Origin of the sequence: Rhizobium sp. P40RR-XXII (genome assembly GCF_012641405.1) — a bacterium.
In the GTDB taxonomy this organism is placed as follows: Bacteria; Pseudomonadota; Alphaproteobacteria; order Rhizobiales; family Rhizobiaceae; genus Rhizobium.
This window is the reverse complement of sequence record NZ_JABAII010000026.1, coordinates 28,122-42,122: the sequence shown is the minus strand read 5'-3', so window position 1 is coordinate 42,122 and position 14,001 is coordinate 28,122. Positions and strand designations below refer to the sequence as shown.

Below are 14,001 nucleotides of genomic sequence, written 5' to 3'. Positions count from 1 at the left end.
TTTCGGGCCACCTTCTCCCCGAGGGGAGAAGGAAAAACGGGGGCGTGCGGCAAATCCCCACCTTCTCTCCATTGGAGAAAAGGACGCGCGAAGCGCAGGTTGAGGGGCGTTGCACCGTGAGTTTGTCTCTGCAGGTGCGGCACAAACCGTCTTTATCTTGCGATCAGCGCTTCGAGCACCGAAATGATGACGCCTTCGGCCTCTTCGAGCGTGCCGCTATTGTCGATATCGGCGACATCATAGCTGCCCTGGACGGTCAGCGCGCTTCTCTCCAGACGCTTCAACACATCTTCGCGGCTCTCGCGCCCGCGCGCCATCAGCCGCTCGGCCAGCACTTCGCGCGTCGCCGTGATGTTGATGACCTTCAGCCGCGGAAATGCGGCCTGGAAATGATGCAGCGCCGAGCGCGAGCCATTGGCGATGACGAGATTGCCGCGGGCAAGTTCGTCGGCGACTTCGGCCGGAATGCCGTATTTCAGGCCATGCGCTTCCCAAGAGACGGCGAAGACGCCGGCCTGTTCCATGGCATCGAAATCTGCTTCCGAAACGCTTCTATGATCCTCGTTGCCGGCATCGCCGTCGCGCGTGATGACGCGGCGAACGAAGTGGACATCCGGCCGGCCGGCGAAATGCCGGGCAGCCAGATTCATCAGCGTATCCTTGCCGGCGCCGCTCGGGCCGACGACGACAGCCAGCGTGCCCGCAGCGGTATCCGACAAGCCATTATTAGCTGGCTTGATGTTGGCTTCCGGGCTCATGCGACCCGGCGTCCTTCTCGCCATACCGATCGCGTGACCGGAACGCCGTGATCGCGGCGGACGCGCACGAGATCGGCGCGCAAGCCCTCAGCGATGCGGCCGCGGTCGTTGAGGCTGACCGTCCTTGCCGGCGTTGCGGTCACCATGGCGATCGCCTGCGGCAACGAAATGCCCTCGACTTCGTCCGCGAGGATGAAGGGCGCATGCAGCAGGCTGAGCGGCACGTAGTCGGAGGAAAGCACGTCCAGCACGCCGAGCTCGGCGAGATCACGGGCGGCGATATTGCCCGAATGCGATTTGCCGCGCACGATGTTGGGGGCACCCATCAGCACGCTCATGCCGGCGCCGTGGGAAGCCTTGGCTGCATCGATGCTGGTCGGAAACTCCGCCAGGCGAACCCCGTAGTTGATGGCTTCGTCGACATGGGCGAGCGTCGCATCGTCATGGCTGGCGACCGTTATGCCGCGTTCGGCGCAGACCTTGGAAATCGCGTCGCGGCTCGGCTTCGCGTATTTGGCTGATTCTTCCTGGCGTTTGGCGACAAACTTGGCAAAGGCTTCGTCGCTGAGCCCGCGCTTCTTCTGATAGTAGAAAATGTACTGGTCCATGGTCTGGAACTGGCGCTGTCCCGGCGCGTGGTCCATCAACGAGACCAGGCGCACATAAGGATCCTTCTCGAAATCCTGGAAGTGATCGAGGACGTTGTCGGAAGAGACTTCGCAGCGCAGGTGGATCAGGTGATCGGCGCGCAGGCGATCTTCGCCTTGGGCCGCCTGGATGGCGTCGGCCATATCGCGCATTTCGCCCTTTTCGAATCCGTCGTCTGCGTCCGAGCCCATGCGCAGGCAGTCGAATACGGTCGTAATGCCCGAGGTAACGATCTGGGCGTCATGGGCTTGGATGGCCGCCGTCTTGTTCCAACGCACGCCTGGGCGCGGGGAGTAATGGGCTTCCAGATGGTCCGTGTGCAGTTCGACCAGACCGGGGATCAGATAATCGCCCTCGAAATCCTCGCCGATGGTGGATTTGCCTTCGGAAATGCCGGCAATGCGACCGTCACGGATGAGCACGGAACCTTCGACGATCCTGTCTTCGAGGACGACGCGGGCGTTGGAAAGGACGGTTTCTTTGGTCATGTCAGGTCTTTCATATTAGGCGCTGGCAAGCGGCAGCCAGGAACGGACGATAAAGGGAGCACCGCGCTCTTCTTCCACGAAGACGGCGAGGCCGGAAACATCGAGCGGCTTGCCGGTGTGGTCGGCGAAGCGTTCGCGCAGGACGTCGTGCATCTCGGCTTGGCGCTCGGCGGGGACGCGCCCCGTCAAGGTCATATGGAAGCGGAACTCGTCGTTGACGTAAGGATAGCCCCAACGCAGCAGATTGGCACGCTGCGGCTCGGTCAGGCCCTCGGGCTTGCGCCGCGCAATATCATGATCCGAAAGCGGTGCGCGGAAAGGCTCGAAAGTCCTAACCACGCGCGAGGCGAAATCCTGCAGCGGCTGGTAGAGCGAGCCCGGAACGAGCGCGAAGAAATGCCCTAGCTGGCCAAGCACCAGTTCGGGAATGGTGAAAGCCTTGGCCTGCGAGGCGAATTCGGCGGCGACATCAAGAAGATCGCGCTCGGTGACCGAACCGGCAAGCTCGAAGGGCGCCTTCAATGTGGCATGGAAGCCATAGCGGCGCGGATCGGCCGTCAGTTCCGCATGATCCGCCGGCACGGAGCCGATGGCCTTGTCGGAAAAAATCTCGTCGGAAAATGCGTCGCGCCCCAGCCAGAGGGCGGCAAGCGAGGTCAACGGATCGTCTTTGGGCGGCGTGAAATAGAGAGCATAGCGCAAGGCTGCATTCCTTGGAAAAATCGGCTGCGCGAGACACTGTTGGGTGATTTGCGATAAACCGCAAGAGCAGCAAGGCAGCAACGAAACGAATCCGGCTAAAGCCGGCTCGAACGCTACGGTCTTGCCGGCCTGCGCTACCGGATTCCCGTGACAAAATGATGATGCGCAGAGATTTTTCTTGGTTCTTTTTATTTCACCTGCGCGCCCATCAGCCGCGAGCGCAAGGCGCTGGATGCGGCGTCGAACAGGAAGACGACGATGAGGATCAAGAGCACCATGTAGGCGACGTTTTCCCAGTTGGCGTTCGTGCGCATCGCTTCCCAGAGCTTTAGGCCGATACCGCCCGCTCCGACGGCGCCGATGATGGTCGCGCCGCGCACGTTCGATTCCCATTGGTAGAGCGTCTGGCTGACGATGACGGGCACGATCTGTGGCATGATGCCGTAGCGATGCGCGAGGATCGTCGAGGAACCGGTGGATTTCACGCCTTCGCGCGGCTTGTTGTCGATGTTCTCGAGGCCTTCGGAATAGAGCTTGCCGAGCGTGCCTGTTTCGGTGAGGAAGATCGCGCCGCTGCCGGCAAGCGGCCCCGGGCCGAAGGCGCGCGTCAGGAACAGTGCCCAGATCAGCATATCGACCGAGCGCAGGAAGTCGAAGAAGCGCTTCAGCACCTGATTGAGCAATCGGTTGGGCGTGATGTTGCGGGCGGCCAGGAAGGCGAGCGGGAAGGCGGCGAGCGAACCTAGCAGCGTGCCGAGGAAGGCCATGACGATGGTCTGGAACAGCTTGCTCCAAACGTCGCCATGCTGCCAGGCGCCATTGTTCCAGATATTGTCGAAGGCCAGCGAGAGGTTGGACTGAGCCGGGTCCAGCCGCGGTCCGGAGACGATCAGGCCGATCACTTCGCTTGCCGGCCTGTCGAAGAAGGGCGAATGCGTGTCGAAGACGAAATTCGCCCAACCGATGAAACGCTTGCGGATCTTCACGCGGTCGGTGGAAATGCTGACATCGCCGGCAAAGCCCATATTGGCGAGGATGTTGTCGTCATAGACGGTCATCCAGCCCGGTACCGGCTGCGAGCCGACGATCTTCGGCGCGTCGCCGGTGATGTCGATCGGGATGGTGACGCCATGCGCCGTCAGGATGGCCTGGGTCTTGGTGATGGTCACCATGCGGCTGGTGCCGCTGACCGAAACGGTCATGCTGCCGTCGGGCGCGGTCTTCACCCAATCCGGGTTCGGGTTGTCGCCCAGCGGCGAAAAGCGCGGATATTTGATGCTGATCTTATCGCCGGAGATGCGGAATTCCGGCTGCACGTCATAGCTGAACCATTCGCTGAGATAGATGCCGACGCGCTCCCAATGCGCCTCGGCGATGACCTTGGGCAGATCGAAGAACCATACGGCATAGATGCCGTAGAGGATGACGCCGATGAACATCATCAGCGCGCCGAAGCGCTGGCGGAACGACCGGTGAAGCACCTCCGGATACCGCGCTTCGATTTCCTGCATACGGCCGGCGTCGATGATGGACATGGTCAACCTCAATGCTGCAAAAGGAAGGCATGCTCGCCGACCAGACGGCGGCGGAGCCATGCGGAAAACTGATCGACGGCGATGATCGTCAGGAAGAGAAGCAGCACCAGGGCCAACGTCTTGGCGCCAAAACCGCGCGAAATCGCAAGTTTGAGCTCCTCGCCGATGCCGCCGCCGCCGACGGCGCCGATGATGGTGGAGGCGCGAACGTTGATCTCCAGACGCAGTAGCGCATAGGACATGAAGTTCGGCAGCACCTGCGGCAGGGCGGCAAAGCGAACGCGCTCGCTCCAGCTCGCCCCAACCGCGCGCACGCCCTCGTCGGGCTTCATGTCGATATTCTCGACGACTTCGTAGAACAGCTTGCCGAGCGCGCCGATCGTATGCAGGCCAACGGCGATGATGGCGGCGATCGGGCCGATCGACAGGATCGCGGAGAACAGGCCGGCGATGACGATTTCCGGAAAGGCGCGCAGAAGCTCCATGACGCGCTTCGTGACCAGACGGACCGGATTGGACGGCGACATGTTGCGGGCGGCGAAGAAGCTCAAAGGCACCGCGAAGACGAAACCGATGATGGTCGATACCAGCGCCACGTTGATCGTGATGATCATCAGTTCGAAATATTCCGGGATGTACAAATCGCCCCAGACATAGACGCGCCCGAGTGGGAAATTGAACTCCTCGCCACCGGCGCCGTTCGCGCCATTCGGGCTTGGCAGGTCGAAGAGCGCGCGGTAGACGTCGGCCCAGTCCTTTGGAATGAGCCAGCTCAGGAAATCGAAGAGATGCGGCAGGCGGTCAAAGAAATGCCCGGCGTTGTTTTCGTCGGCGAAGCGCACCGAGCTGACGAAGGCGACGAACAGGATCACGAGACCGATGCCGGTGTAGAGACGGCGGCGAGCAACCATTTTGCTCCAGGCGTCGCCGATCTCCTTGGCGCTCTGCGTCGCGCTTTGCATGTTCGGGTGCGTATCGGCGATCGTCATGAAATCCTGCCCTTATGAATGGCAAAGGGGGTGAATAGCAAAAGGGCGGCCGTTGCCGGCCGCCCAATTATCGGAATGCGGATCAGCCGCCGATGGCAGCCTTACGAACGTCGATGACGGCGTTGTAGAAGTCCGGGGTAACCTTGATGTAGCCCTTGAAGTCACCGCCTTCGATGGCGTTGAAGCACTTGGCGTCGGCCGTCGGGAGCTTCATGAAGAAGTCCGCCAGCTTCGTCTGCCATTCGGTGCCGAGAGCGTTGCGAACGACGAGCGGGCCGTTCGGGATCAGCGGCGAACGCCAAACTTCGACGAGCTTGTTCGGGTCGACTGCGCCCTTGTCGACTTCCTTGCGGAACGTACCGGAGGTGAAGCCGTCCTTGAAATCGCCAACGCCCGATGAGTCGTCGACAGCAACGTCGACCTTGCCGTCATAGGCGGCGAGCAGGTTGTTCTCGTGGCCGCCGTTGAACTGGGTCGAGGCGAAGAACTTGTCGTTCGGAACGCCGGTGGTCTTCGGAATCTGCGTCAGCGGAACGAGGTAGCCCGAGGTGGAATCCGGATCGGCGTAGCCGAGCTTCTTGCCCTTGGCGTCCATGATCGTCTTGATGCCGGAGGACTTGAGAGCGAGGCCGATCGAGTAGTAGCCGGTCGAACCGTCGGTCTGCTGCGTCGTCAGGATCGGGGTAACGGCCTTCGGGTCCTTGATGGCGACGGCTGCATAGCCGGAAGCGCCGAGTTCGGCGAAGTCGAGCGTGCCGCCGAGCAGGCCCTGGATAACGCCGTTATAGTCGGCGGCCGGGAACAGCGAAACCTTCTCGAAACCGAATTCCTTCTTCAGGTGATCGGTGAGGCAGGCATAGTTGCGCAGGCGGTCGGCTTCGTTTTCGCCACCGAGAATGCCGACGCGGAATTCCTTGAGATCTGCAGCGTTGGCAGCAGCGCCGGCTGCGAGCGCGGCGAGCGCCGTAGCGGCAAAGAGTGCTTTCTTCAACATGGGTTCGTCTCCTGATTAACCGGTGTCCCCGGATGTCTTCGGTCTGGTAGAAGCAATGCGCCCTTGACGCGGGCCTTCGATCCCGGCTGTCCCTCTCAGAGACCGGCCAGTGCCAGCGGTTGCGGGCCGGCAGATTCAGTCTCCGCGGCTTGCGCGGCCGGATCGGCAATGTTGATGGAGGTCGACGTCATGGTCTCGTCGATGCCGGCGCCGTCCTTGTCGGTGCCGTAGATTTCCTTGACGGCGGCGGCCGTCAGATCAGTTGGCTTGCCGTCGAAGACGACCTTGCCGGCTGCCATGCCGATGATGCGTTCGCAATAATTGCGGGCCGTGTCCAGCGTGTGCAGGTTGGTGATGACAGTAATGCCTTCACGCTCGTTGATGTCTCGCAATGCGTCCATGACGATCTTGGCGTTCAGCGGATCGAGCGAGGCGATCGGCTCGTCGGCCAGCATCATCTTCGGCTGCTGCATCAGCGCGCGGCAGATGGCGACGCGCTGCTGCTGACCGCCGGAAAGCGTGCCGGCCATCTGCAATGCCGTCTGCTCGATGCCGAGGCGTTCCAGCGCGGCGATGGCTTCGATGCGCTCCTCGCGGGTGAAGACGGAAAGAAGGCTCATGACGGTCGATCGCTGGTTCAGGCGGCCGAGCATGACGTTGGTAAGCACGTCGAGGCGCGGAACGAGGTTGAACTGCTGGAAGATCATGGCGCAATCGCGCTGCCAGCTTCGCAGCGCGCGGCCTCTGAGCTTCGAAACTTCGACGCCGGAGAAATGGATGGAGCCGGAGCTCGGGTCGGCCAGGCGGTTGATCATGCGCAGCAAGGTCGACTTGCCGGCGCCGGACCGGCCGATGACGCCGACCATCTGTCCCTGCGGTATGTCCAAAGTCACGGAATCGACAGCGAGCTTGTTGCCAAACCGGCGCGAGACATTCCTGAGTTCGAACATAGTGCTTCCCTTTCGCGGCTGCCGGGCTGCAAAAATTTTAGCGGTACCGGTGCTAAGAATGGGCGCGTGCCCCTGTCTCGAAAGGAGTTTCGAGGGGGCTGGCGCCAATCACAAGGCAACCGATTAGTCCCGCTTCATGAAGCTCCAATGTCAGTTTTGTGTAACTGCTGTTACAATTCCCGGCGATTTTGCAAGATTAGCCGGCTGAGAGCTTTCCTTTAAGTTTAGCCGTCAAACATGCCCGTCGGCAGGCCGTCCATGCTGAGGCTGTTCTTCTCGCGCCGATATTCCTCAATGCCGTCAGGACCCTTGGCTTTGGCCCACTGGTCGAGGTTCGGTCTTTCGCCTTCATAGGAAAAAAGCGGCACGCCGAAACCGCAGGACGTCTGGACGAGATCGATGTCCTGTCGCACGATCTGCCGTGCGCCCAACGGCTCTTCGTCGGCATAGTGATCGTGCAGCAATTCCCGATATTCGTCGGAGGATCGATGGATGATCCGGCCACGACCATAGAGGCGCAGGATCATCGGCGGTCCCTCGACCGCGCAGAACATGATGGTCAGCCGACCGTCGGCCTTCATATGCGCCGAGGTCTCGTTGCCGCTGCCGGTGCGGTCGAGATAGATGGCGGTGTTCGGGGAGATAATGCGCAGACAAAGCGTTTCGCGCGGCGAAACGTTGACGCGGGAATCCGATGTTGCGGATGCGGTGAAGAAGATGTGTTGCCGCGCGATGAAATCGCGCAGCCGGTCGTCGATGCTCGAAAACCGCTTCGCCATGAAAACTCCTCTTGACCCTGAACTGGATCGTCTGAAGGCTGAATTGCGCTAGGCAGCGTAACGATCCAGAAAATCCTCCGCCGAGAGGGCGCGGAAATCTGCAAGCGCCGTTCGCAGGCGGTCGTGATCCCAATCCCACCATGAGAGCTTATCCATGCGCGCACCGACCTCGGGTGTGAAACGCTCGCGGATCAGCTTGGCCGGCACGCCGCCGACGATCGTGTAGGGAGCAACGTCCTTGGAGACGACGGCGCCTGCGCCAATGACGGCGCCATTTCCGACCGTGACACCCGGTAGGATGGTGGCGCCGTGGCCGATCCAGACATCATGGCCGATTACGACGCGATGGTCGCGCCGCCAGGTGAAGAAATCGCTCTCCATATCGGCATCCGGCCAATAGTCGGCGGCGCGATAGGTGAAGTGATGCAGCGCGGCGCGCCATGTTGGATGGTTGGTGGCGTTGATGCGTACGGCAGCGGCAATGTTGACGAACTTGCCGATGGTCGTGCACCAGACCGCGCCGTCCTGCATGATGTAGGAATAATCGCCGATCTCAACTTCGTCGATACGGCAGCGGTCGGAGACCTCGGTGTAGCGGCCGAACGTTGAATTGTTGACGCTCGCCGACGGGCTGATGAAGGGCGTCTCGCCCAATTTTCGGCTCATGCGGCGGCCTTTCTCGGCGAAAATTGCGAGACGTCGAGAATGCGGCTTCCGACGGCCTCGCGCACCTCTTCGTCGTGGAAGATGCCGAGAAGGGCAACGCCCGCCTGCTTCTTCTGCTCGATCATCTCGACGACGACGGCCCGGTTGCGGGCATCGAGCGAAGCCGTGGGCTCGTCGAGCAGCAGGATGGCGTGGTCGGTGATGAAGCCGCGGGCAATATTGACGCGCTGTTGCTCGCCGCCCGAGAAGGTGGCGGGCGGCAGCTGCCAGAGTTCCCTGGGCAGGTTCAGCTGAGCGAGTAGTTCCGCAGCCCTGTCGCGGGCATCGGCAACTGATACGCCGCGTCCAAGCAGCGGCTCGGCGACGACATCGATGGCGGCGACCCGCGGCACCGTGCGCAGGAACTGGCTGACATAGCCCATCGTCTGACGGCGGACGTCGAGCACGGTGCGTGGGTCGGCTGTGGCGAGATCGACGATCTTGTCCTTGTGGGTGACGAGGATCTGGCCGTTGTCGACGGCGTAGTTGCCGTAGATCATCTTCAGCAGGGAGCTCTTGCCGATGCCGGACGGACCGCCGAGCACGACGCATTCGCCCGCGGCGACGGAGAAGGAGACATCGGCGACGACAGGCAGGCGAATGCCGTCGCGCAGATGCATGGTGAAGCTTTTGAAGACTTCGGAAACGACGAGTGGGGTTGCCATGTTTGTTCCTCAGACCTGCAGAATCGAAGAGACCAGCAGTTGCGTATAGGGTTCGCGCGGGTCGTCGAGCACACGGTCGGTGAGACCGTGTTCGATCACCTGACCGTCCTTCATCACCATCATGCGATGGGAGAGCAGCCGGGCGACGGCGAGATCGTGCGTGACGATGATCGCTGACAGGCCGAGATCGTTGACTAGGCCGCGCACGAGGTCGAGCAGGCGGGCCTGCACGGAAACGTCGAGACCGCCGGTCGGCTCGTCCATGAAGACGAGGCGGGGGCCGGTTACCAGGTTGCGGGCGATCTGCAGGCGCTGGCGCATGCCGCCGGAAAAGGCGCGCGGCTGGTCGTCGATGCGGTCGGCGTCGATCTCGACCCGCTCCAGCCAGTCGATGGCCGTATTGCGGATGTTGCCGTAGTGGCGGTTGCCGATCGCCATCAGTCGTTCGCCGACATTGGCGCCGGCCGAAACCGTCATGCGCAGGCCGTCGGCCGGGTTCTGATGCACGAAGCCCCAGTCGGTGCGCATCAGGAAGCGGCGCTCGGCCTCGTTCATGCGGAACAGGTCGCGATAGGTCTCGTCGCGCATATGGTATTCGACGCTGCCCGTCGTCGGCAGCAGCCGCGTCGAGATGCAGTTCAGCAGCGTCGTCTTGCCGGAGCCGGATTCGCCGACGATGGCCAGTACTTCGCCGGGCCAGAGTTCGAAGGACACGTCGCGGCAGCCGATACGGCTGCCGTAGAATTTCGAGATGTCCTTGACCTTGAGAAGGGGTGAGTCGCTCATTCGGCGGCCTCCTTGCTGCCAGGCAGCCCGTCGGCTGCGAGCCCATTTGGCGCCAGCCCATTTGACGCCAGCATAGGGCCGGCATGGCCATGGGCACGACGGTCTTCGCAGAAATCGGTATCGGAGCAGACGAACATGCGGCCGCCCTTGTCGTCGAGGATCACCTCGTCGAGATAGACCTGCTCGGCGCCGCAAAGCGCGCAGGGCTTGTCGAAGCGTTGCACCTCGAACGGATGGTCCTCGAAGTCGAGGCTGACGACTTCGGTATAGGGCGGCACGGCATAGATGCGCTTCTCGCGGCCGGCGCCGAACAATTGCAGCGCGTCGGACAAGTGCATTTTCGGATTGTCGAACTTCGGCGTCGGCGAGGGGTCCATGACGTAGCGGCCGGCGACCTTGACCGGATAGGCGTAAGTCGTGGCGATGCGGCCGTTGCGGGCGATATCCTCATAGAGCTTCACATGCATGAGGCCATATTCCTCGAGCGCGTGCATCTTGCGCGTCTCGGTCTCGCGCGGCTCAAGGAAACGTAAGGGTTCCGGGATCGGTACCTGGTAGACGAGCACCTGGTTGGAGTCGAGCTTCGCCTCCGGGATGCGGTGGCGTGTCTGTATGATGGTCGCCTCTTCCGTGCGGGTGGTGACGGCAACATTGGCGACCTTCTGGAAGAAGGCGCGGATGGAGACGGCATTGGTCGTGTCGTCCGCCCCTTGGTCGATGACCTTCAGCACATCTTCCGGACCGATGATGGATGCGGTCAGCTGTACGCCGCCGGTGCCCCAGCCGTAAGGCATCGGCATTTCGCGGGAGGCGAAGGGCACCTGATAGCCGGGAATGGAGATCGCCTTCAGAATGGCGCGACGGATCATCCGCTTGGTCTGCTCGTCGAGATAGGCGAAATTGTAGGTGGCGAGTTCGGTCATTCGGCTGCCTCCGTCATGGGATCCATGCCGCTTTGGCGGGCGGCCTCGAAATCGCGGCGCATGCGCCGCACCAGGTCGAGTTCGGCCTGGAAGTCGACATAATGCGGCAGCTTCAGATGTTCGACGAAGCCCGTCGCCTGCACGTTGTCGGAGTGGGAGATCACGAACTCTTCGTCCTGAGCCGGCGCAACGATGTCTTCGCCGAGTTCCTCGGCCCGCAGTGCGCGGTCGACCAGCGACATGGCCATTGCCTTGCGCTCGCTTTGGCCGAAGACCAGGCCGTAGCCGCGGGTGAACTGCGGCGGCGCCTTGGCCGAACCCTTGAACTGGTTGACCATCTGGCACTCGGTCACCTGTATCCGGCCGAGCGAGACGGCAAAGCCGAGTTCCGGTACCTCGAATTCCACCTCCACTTCACCGATGCGGATTTCGCCGGTGAAGGGATGGTTGCGGCCGTAGCCGCGCTGGGTCGAATAGCCGAGTGCCAGCAGAAAGCCTTCGTCGCCGCGGGCGAGCGCCTGCAGGCGAAGGTCTCGGGTCATCGGGAATTCCATCGGTGCGCGCGTCAGGTCGCCGATCTCGTGATCGACAGGCATGGTGCCGTCGCCCTCGATCAGTCCTTCCTGGCTGAGGATTTCCGAAACTCGCATGACGCGGCCGTCCTCAGCAGGTCGTTGCATCGGCTCGTCCACCGCCTCGTCGGTCAGAAGGCTTGGGTCGAGCAGACGATGCGTATAGTCGAAGGTCGGGCCGAGAAGCTGGCCGCCGGGCAGGTCCTTGTAGGTCGCGGAGATACGGCGTTCGATCTTCATCGCTGAAGTGTCGAGCGGCTGGGAATAGCCGAAGCGCGGCAGCGTCGTGCGGTAGGCTCTGAGCAGGAAAATCGCTTCGATCATGTCGCCGCGCGCCTGGCGCACGGCGAGTGCGGCCAGCGTGCGGTCATAGAGCGAGGCCTCAGCCATGACACGGTCGACGGCAAGCGCGAGCTGCGCGACGATCTGTTCGATGCCGACAGCCGGCAGCGAACGGTCGCCGCGGCGACGGTCGGCCAGCAGCCGGTGGGCATTGGCGATGGCGGTTTCACCGCCCTTTACGGCAACATACATATGTCACATCTCCGTCGCGGTGATCTTGGTGGTGCGCGGCAGGCAGAGGAATTGCCGGCCCGCTGTCAGAACGAGATCGACGCCGCGCGGGAAGAGCGCGCGATTGTCGTTCCAGATGCGCAGCAGCGCATCCGGCAGCCCGATCGGAGCGATCATGGTCACATCCTTGATGCCCGGGCCGGAAAGCGCCAGCGCCTTGCCGCCTTCGAGGTTTTCGATCTCAAGCACGATGGTCGTCGAACGATCGGGATATTCCTGGGTACCGATGCCGAACTGGCTGAAGGAGGAAAGCGCCATGCCGGCTTCGACAAAGGCAAAATGCGCCTCCAGCCGTTCCGAGATGACGGGCGCGCCCGTGTGGAAGGAGAGCCATTCCGGCAGGCTCGATCTTGCAAGGCTGGTGGAAAGCCAGACCGGCGTGTCATGGTCGCAAAGTGTGAGTCCGATTGCGCCAGCGGCGATACCGAGCGGCGCCGGCGGCGCGATGTCGGCCGTGACGGTTTGCAGTGTTCCCGGACGCGCCATGGCGTCCATCGTCATCTTGAAGACGCTCTGCGCGTCGAAGACCGGGTCGCTGAAGCCGCCGGTCAGGGCCTCGTTGCCGAAGGTCGGGGTGTTGAACAGGCTCATCAGTCTTCTCCGCGAACCATGGTGAAGAAATCGACGCGGGTCGCGGCCGTCTCTTCGGCGCGCTTGCGATCATAATCCGCGATGCGCTCGGCGACGGGCTCCAGGATTGCCTTCTCGACGAAATCCCTCGTGGCCGATTGCTGCCAGAGTGCGTCGAATATGGCCGAAAGCCTGGCCTTTTCCCGATCGGTACCGAGGGCATGCGAATGACCGATGGTGCCCGATGCCAGCCGGACGGTGGCGCGCGTCACCGTGACTTCGCCGAGGTTGAAAGGGGAGCCGCCGCCACCGATGCGGCCGCGCACCATGACAAGCCCCGTTTCCGGTCCGCGCACCGGCTGTGCCGCCGGCTTGCTCGGCAATGCTTCCCAGGCAGCCTCTAGCTCGTCGCGCTCGGCCTGCGCCAGAAGATCGGCGACACGCTTGCGTTCCCGACGCTCCTGTGCGGCCGCTTCCTGCCTTTGTGCTGAATTCATCGCGCCTTCCTTTAAATGTCTATTGATATAGACAACCATACAAGATAGTCTTATATCTATTAGCGAGTCGTGACAAGCGTGTGACAGGGCGAGTGGGCGAAATGGCAGGGCAGAAGATACAGAGGCAGACGGGCGTGGCGCTCTGGCGGCAGATCGCCGACCGGATTCGCGTCTCCATCAATCACGGGGATTTCGACGAGACGGGCATGGTGCCGCCGGAAACGGCGCTGGCGCTGCAGTTCGGCGTCAACCGGCATACGATCCGAAGCGCACTCGCGGCACTGGCGCAGGAGGGGATCGTGCGGGCGGTGCAGGGGCGCGGCACGCTGATCGAGCGCAAGGAACGCCTGAGCTTTCCGATTTCGAAGCGGACGCGGTTTTCGCAAGGGATTGGCGATCAGGTGCGAGAGACCCGCAGCGTCCCGCTTGCCACGGGCGAGGAGGCGGCGAGCGCGGAATTGGCCCGGCAGCTCAAGATCAAAATCGGCGCTCCCCTCGTGCGGCTGGAGACGCTCGGGCAGGCGGATCATCGCCCGGTATCGCGCGCCACCAGCTGGTTTCCCGCCGATCGCTTCGGCGCGATCGCCGAGATCTATCGGACGACGGGATCGATCACCAAGGCGTTTCGGGAGCTTGGCGTACCGGATTACGTGCGCGTCATCACCGAAATCACCGCGACGCATGCCGACGAAAGCGATCTCGCAGATCTGCAATTATCCCCGGGTGCCATCGTCCTGATCACCCAGGCGCTGAACTCGGATCTCGATAATGTGCCGGTGCAATATTCAATCTCCCGCTTCGCCGCTGACAGGGTGCGTTTCACGATCGAGAATTAAAGGCGGGGCTTGGCCCCTCATCCGGCCTGTC

At 62.3% G+C, this 14,001-nt stretch carries 16 protein-coding genes; 1 reads left to right on the top strand and 15 read right to left on the bottom strand.

All coding sequences use genetic code 11. The features are described 5' to 3' along the window. Positions 1-152 precede the first annotated feature (152 nt). From phnN to phnG, 15 genes are all read right to left on the bottom strand, one after another. On the bottom strand, positions 153-758 hold the full coding sequence (gene phnN / locus HGP16_RS31170; protein ID WP_168843807.1) for a phosphonate metabolism protein/1,5-bisphosphokinase (PRPP-forming) PhnN: 606 nt from the start codon (positions 756-758) through the stop codon (positions 153-155). Then, positions 755-1,894: an alpha-D-ribose 1-methylphosphonate 5-triphosphate diphosphatase gene (locus tag HGP16_RS31165; protein WP_168843806.1), complete on the bottom strand. Its 1,140-nt coding sequence runs from the start codon at positions 1,892-1,894 to the stop codon at positions 755-757. Before HGP16_RS31165 ends, phnN begins: the two co-directional genes overlap by 4 nt. 15 nt (positions 1,895-1,909) lie before the next feature. Continuing rightward, entirely contained in the window at positions 1,910-2,596 is a 687-nt protein-coding gene (locus HGP16_RS31160; RefSeq protein WP_168843805.1) for a DUF1045 domain-containing protein, read from the bottom strand. Positions 2,597-2,784: 188 nt separating this feature from the next. Further along, the gene (gene phnE, locus HGP16_RS31155; RefSeq protein WP_168843804.1) at positions 2,785-4,131 is read right to left on the bottom strand and encodes a phosphonate ABC transporter, permease protein PhnE; all 1,347 of its coding nucleotides are present in this window, start codon (positions 4,129-4,131) and stop codon (positions 2,785-2,787) included. 8 nt (positions 4,132-4,139) lie between these two features. Next, positions 4,140-5,120, bottom strand: coding sequence for a phosphonate ABC transporter, permease protein PhnE (phnE, locus tag HGP16_RS31150; RefSeq protein ID WP_168843803.1), 981 nt, complete (start codon positions 5,118-5,120; stop codon positions 4,140-4,142). 82 nt (positions 5,121-5,202) lie between these two features. Further along, on the bottom strand, positions 5,203-6,114 hold the full coding sequence (phnD, locus tag HGP16_RS31145; protein WP_168843802.1) for a phosphonate ABC transporter substrate-binding protein: 912 nt from the start codon (positions 6,112-6,114) through the stop codon (positions 5,203-5,205). A 95-nt stretch (positions 6,115-6,209) separates the two neighbouring features. Beyond that, positions 6,210-7,064, bottom strand: a complete 855-nt coding sequence (gene phnC / locus HGP16_RS31140) for a phosphonate ABC transporter ATP-binding protein (RefSeq protein ID WP_168843801.1) — start codon at positions 7,062-7,064, stop codon at positions 6,210-6,212. A gap of 224 nt (positions 7,065-7,288) precedes the next feature. Next, on the bottom strand, positions 7,289-7,843 hold the full coding sequence (locus HGP16_RS31135; RefSeq protein ID WP_168843800.1) for a pyridoxamine 5'-phosphate oxidase family protein: 555 nt from the start codon (positions 7,841-7,843) through the stop codon (positions 7,289-7,291). Positions 7,844-7,891: 48 nt separating this feature from the next. After that, positions 7,892-8,509 (bottom strand): DapH/DapD/GlmU-related protein, encoded by a 618-nt coding sequence (locus HGP16_RS31130; protein WP_168843799.1) that lies wholly within the window; start codon positions 8,507-8,509, stop codon positions 7,892-7,894. Then, entirely contained in the window at positions 8,506-9,213 is a 708-nt protein-coding gene (phnL, locus tag HGP16_RS31125; protein ID WP_168843798.1) for a phosphonate C-P lyase system protein PhnL, read from the bottom strand. Before phnL ends, HGP16_RS31130 begins: the two co-directional genes overlap by 4 nt. 9 nt (positions 9,214-9,222) lie before the next feature. Beyond that, complete coding sequence (gene phnK, locus HGP16_RS31120; RefSeq protein ID WP_037155357.1) at positions 9,223-9,999, bottom strand: phosphonate C-P lyase system protein PhnK; 777 nt, start codon at positions 9,997-9,999, stop codon at positions 9,223-9,225. Next, on the bottom strand, positions 9,996-10,922 hold the full coding sequence (locus HGP16_RS31115; RefSeq protein WP_168843797.1) for an alpha-D-ribose 1-methylphosphonate 5-phosphate C-P-lyase PhnJ: 927 nt from the start codon (positions 10,920-10,922) through the stop codon (positions 9,996-9,998). Before HGP16_RS31115 ends, phnK begins: the two co-directional genes overlap by 4 nt. After that, positions 10,919-12,028, bottom strand: coding sequence for a carbon-phosphorus lyase complex subunit PhnI (locus HGP16_RS31110; RefSeq protein WP_168843796.1), 1,110 nt, complete (start codon positions 12,026-12,028; stop codon positions 10,919-10,921). Before HGP16_RS31110 ends, HGP16_RS31115 begins: the two co-directional genes overlap by 4 nt. Positions 12,029-12,031: 3 nt before the next feature. Beyond that, positions 12,032-12,658, bottom strand: a complete 627-nt coding sequence (gene phnH / locus HGP16_RS31105) for a phosphonate C-P lyase system protein PhnH (protein WP_168843795.1) — start codon at positions 12,656-12,658, stop codon at positions 12,032-12,034. Continuing rightward, positions 12,658-13,134, bottom strand: coding sequence for a phosphonate C-P lyase system protein PhnG (gene phnG, locus HGP16_RS31100; RefSeq protein WP_168843794.1), 477 nt, complete (start codon positions 13,132-13,134; stop codon positions 12,658-12,660). Before phnG ends, phnH begins: the two co-directional genes overlap by 1 nt. Before the next feature lie 101 nt (positions 13,135-13,235). Between phnG and phnF the strand changes: the two genes are divergently transcribed. Further along, on the top strand, positions 13,236-13,970 hold the full coding sequence (phnF, locus tag HGP16_RS31095) for a phosphonate metabolism transcriptional regulator PhnF (protein WP_168843793.1): 735 nt from the start codon (positions 13,236-13,238) through the stop codon (positions 13,968-13,970). Positions 13,971-14,001: the final 31 nt, after the last annotated feature.

Bases quoted from the DNA above. Each gene is read 5' to 3' on its own strand.
- phnD (WP_168843802.1), bottom strand. From the start codon at position 6,114: ATGTTGAAGAAAGCACTCTTTGCCGCTACGGCGCTCGCCGCGCTCGCA.
- phnE (WP_168843804.1), bottom strand. From the start codon at position 4,131: ATGTCCATCATCGACGCCGGCCGTATGCAGGAAATCGAAGCGCGGTAT.
- HGP16_RS31110 (WP_168843796.1), bottom strand. From the start codon at position 12,028: ATGTATGTTGCCGTAAAGGGCGGTGAAACCGCCATCGCCAATGCCCAC.
- phnK (WP_037155357.1), bottom strand. From the start codon at position 9,999: ATGAGCGACTCACCCCTTCTCAAGGTCAAGGACATCTCGAAATTCTAC.
- phnG (WP_168843794.1), bottom strand. From the start codon at position 13,134: ATGAATTCAGCACAAAGGCAGGAAGCGGCCGCACAGGAGCGTCGGGAA.
- HGP16_RS31165 (WP_168843806.1), bottom strand. From the start codon at position 1,894: ATGACCAAAGAAACCGTCCTTTCCAACGCCCGCGTCGTCCTCGAAGAC.
- HGP16_RS31115 (WP_168843797.1), bottom strand. From the start codon at position 10,922: ATGACCGAACTCGCCACCTACAATTTCGCCTATCTCGACGAGCAGACC.
- phnH (WP_168843795.1), bottom strand. From the start codon at position 12,658: ATGAGCCTGTTCAACACCCCGACCTTCGGCAACGAGGCCCTGACCGGC.
- HGP16_RS31135 (WP_168843800.1), bottom strand. From the start codon at position 7,843: ATGGCGAAGCGGTTTTCGAGCATCGACGACCGGCTGCGCGATTTCATC.
- HGP16_RS31130 (WP_168843799.1), bottom strand. From the start codon at position 8,509: ATGAGCCGAAAATTGGGCGAGACGCCCTTCATCAGCCCGTCGGCGAGC.
- phnF (WP_168843793.1), top strand. From the start codon at position 13,236: ATGGCAGGGCAGAAGATACAGAGGCAGACGGGCGTGGCGCTCTGGCGG.
- phnE (WP_168843803.1), bottom strand. From the start codon at position 5,120: ATGACGATCGCCGATACGCACCCGAACATGCAAAGCGCGACGCAGAGC.
- phnC (WP_168843801.1), bottom strand. From the start codon at position 7,064: ATGTTCGAACTCAGGAATGTCTCGCGCCGGTTTGGCAACAAGCTCGCT.
- phnL (WP_168843798.1), bottom strand. From the start codon at position 9,213: ATGGCAACCCCACTCGTCGTTTCCGAAGTCTTCAAAAGCTTCACCATG.
- phnN (WP_168843807.1), bottom strand. From the start codon at position 758: ATGAGCCCGGAAGCCAACATCAAGCCAGCTAATAATGGCTTGTCGGAT.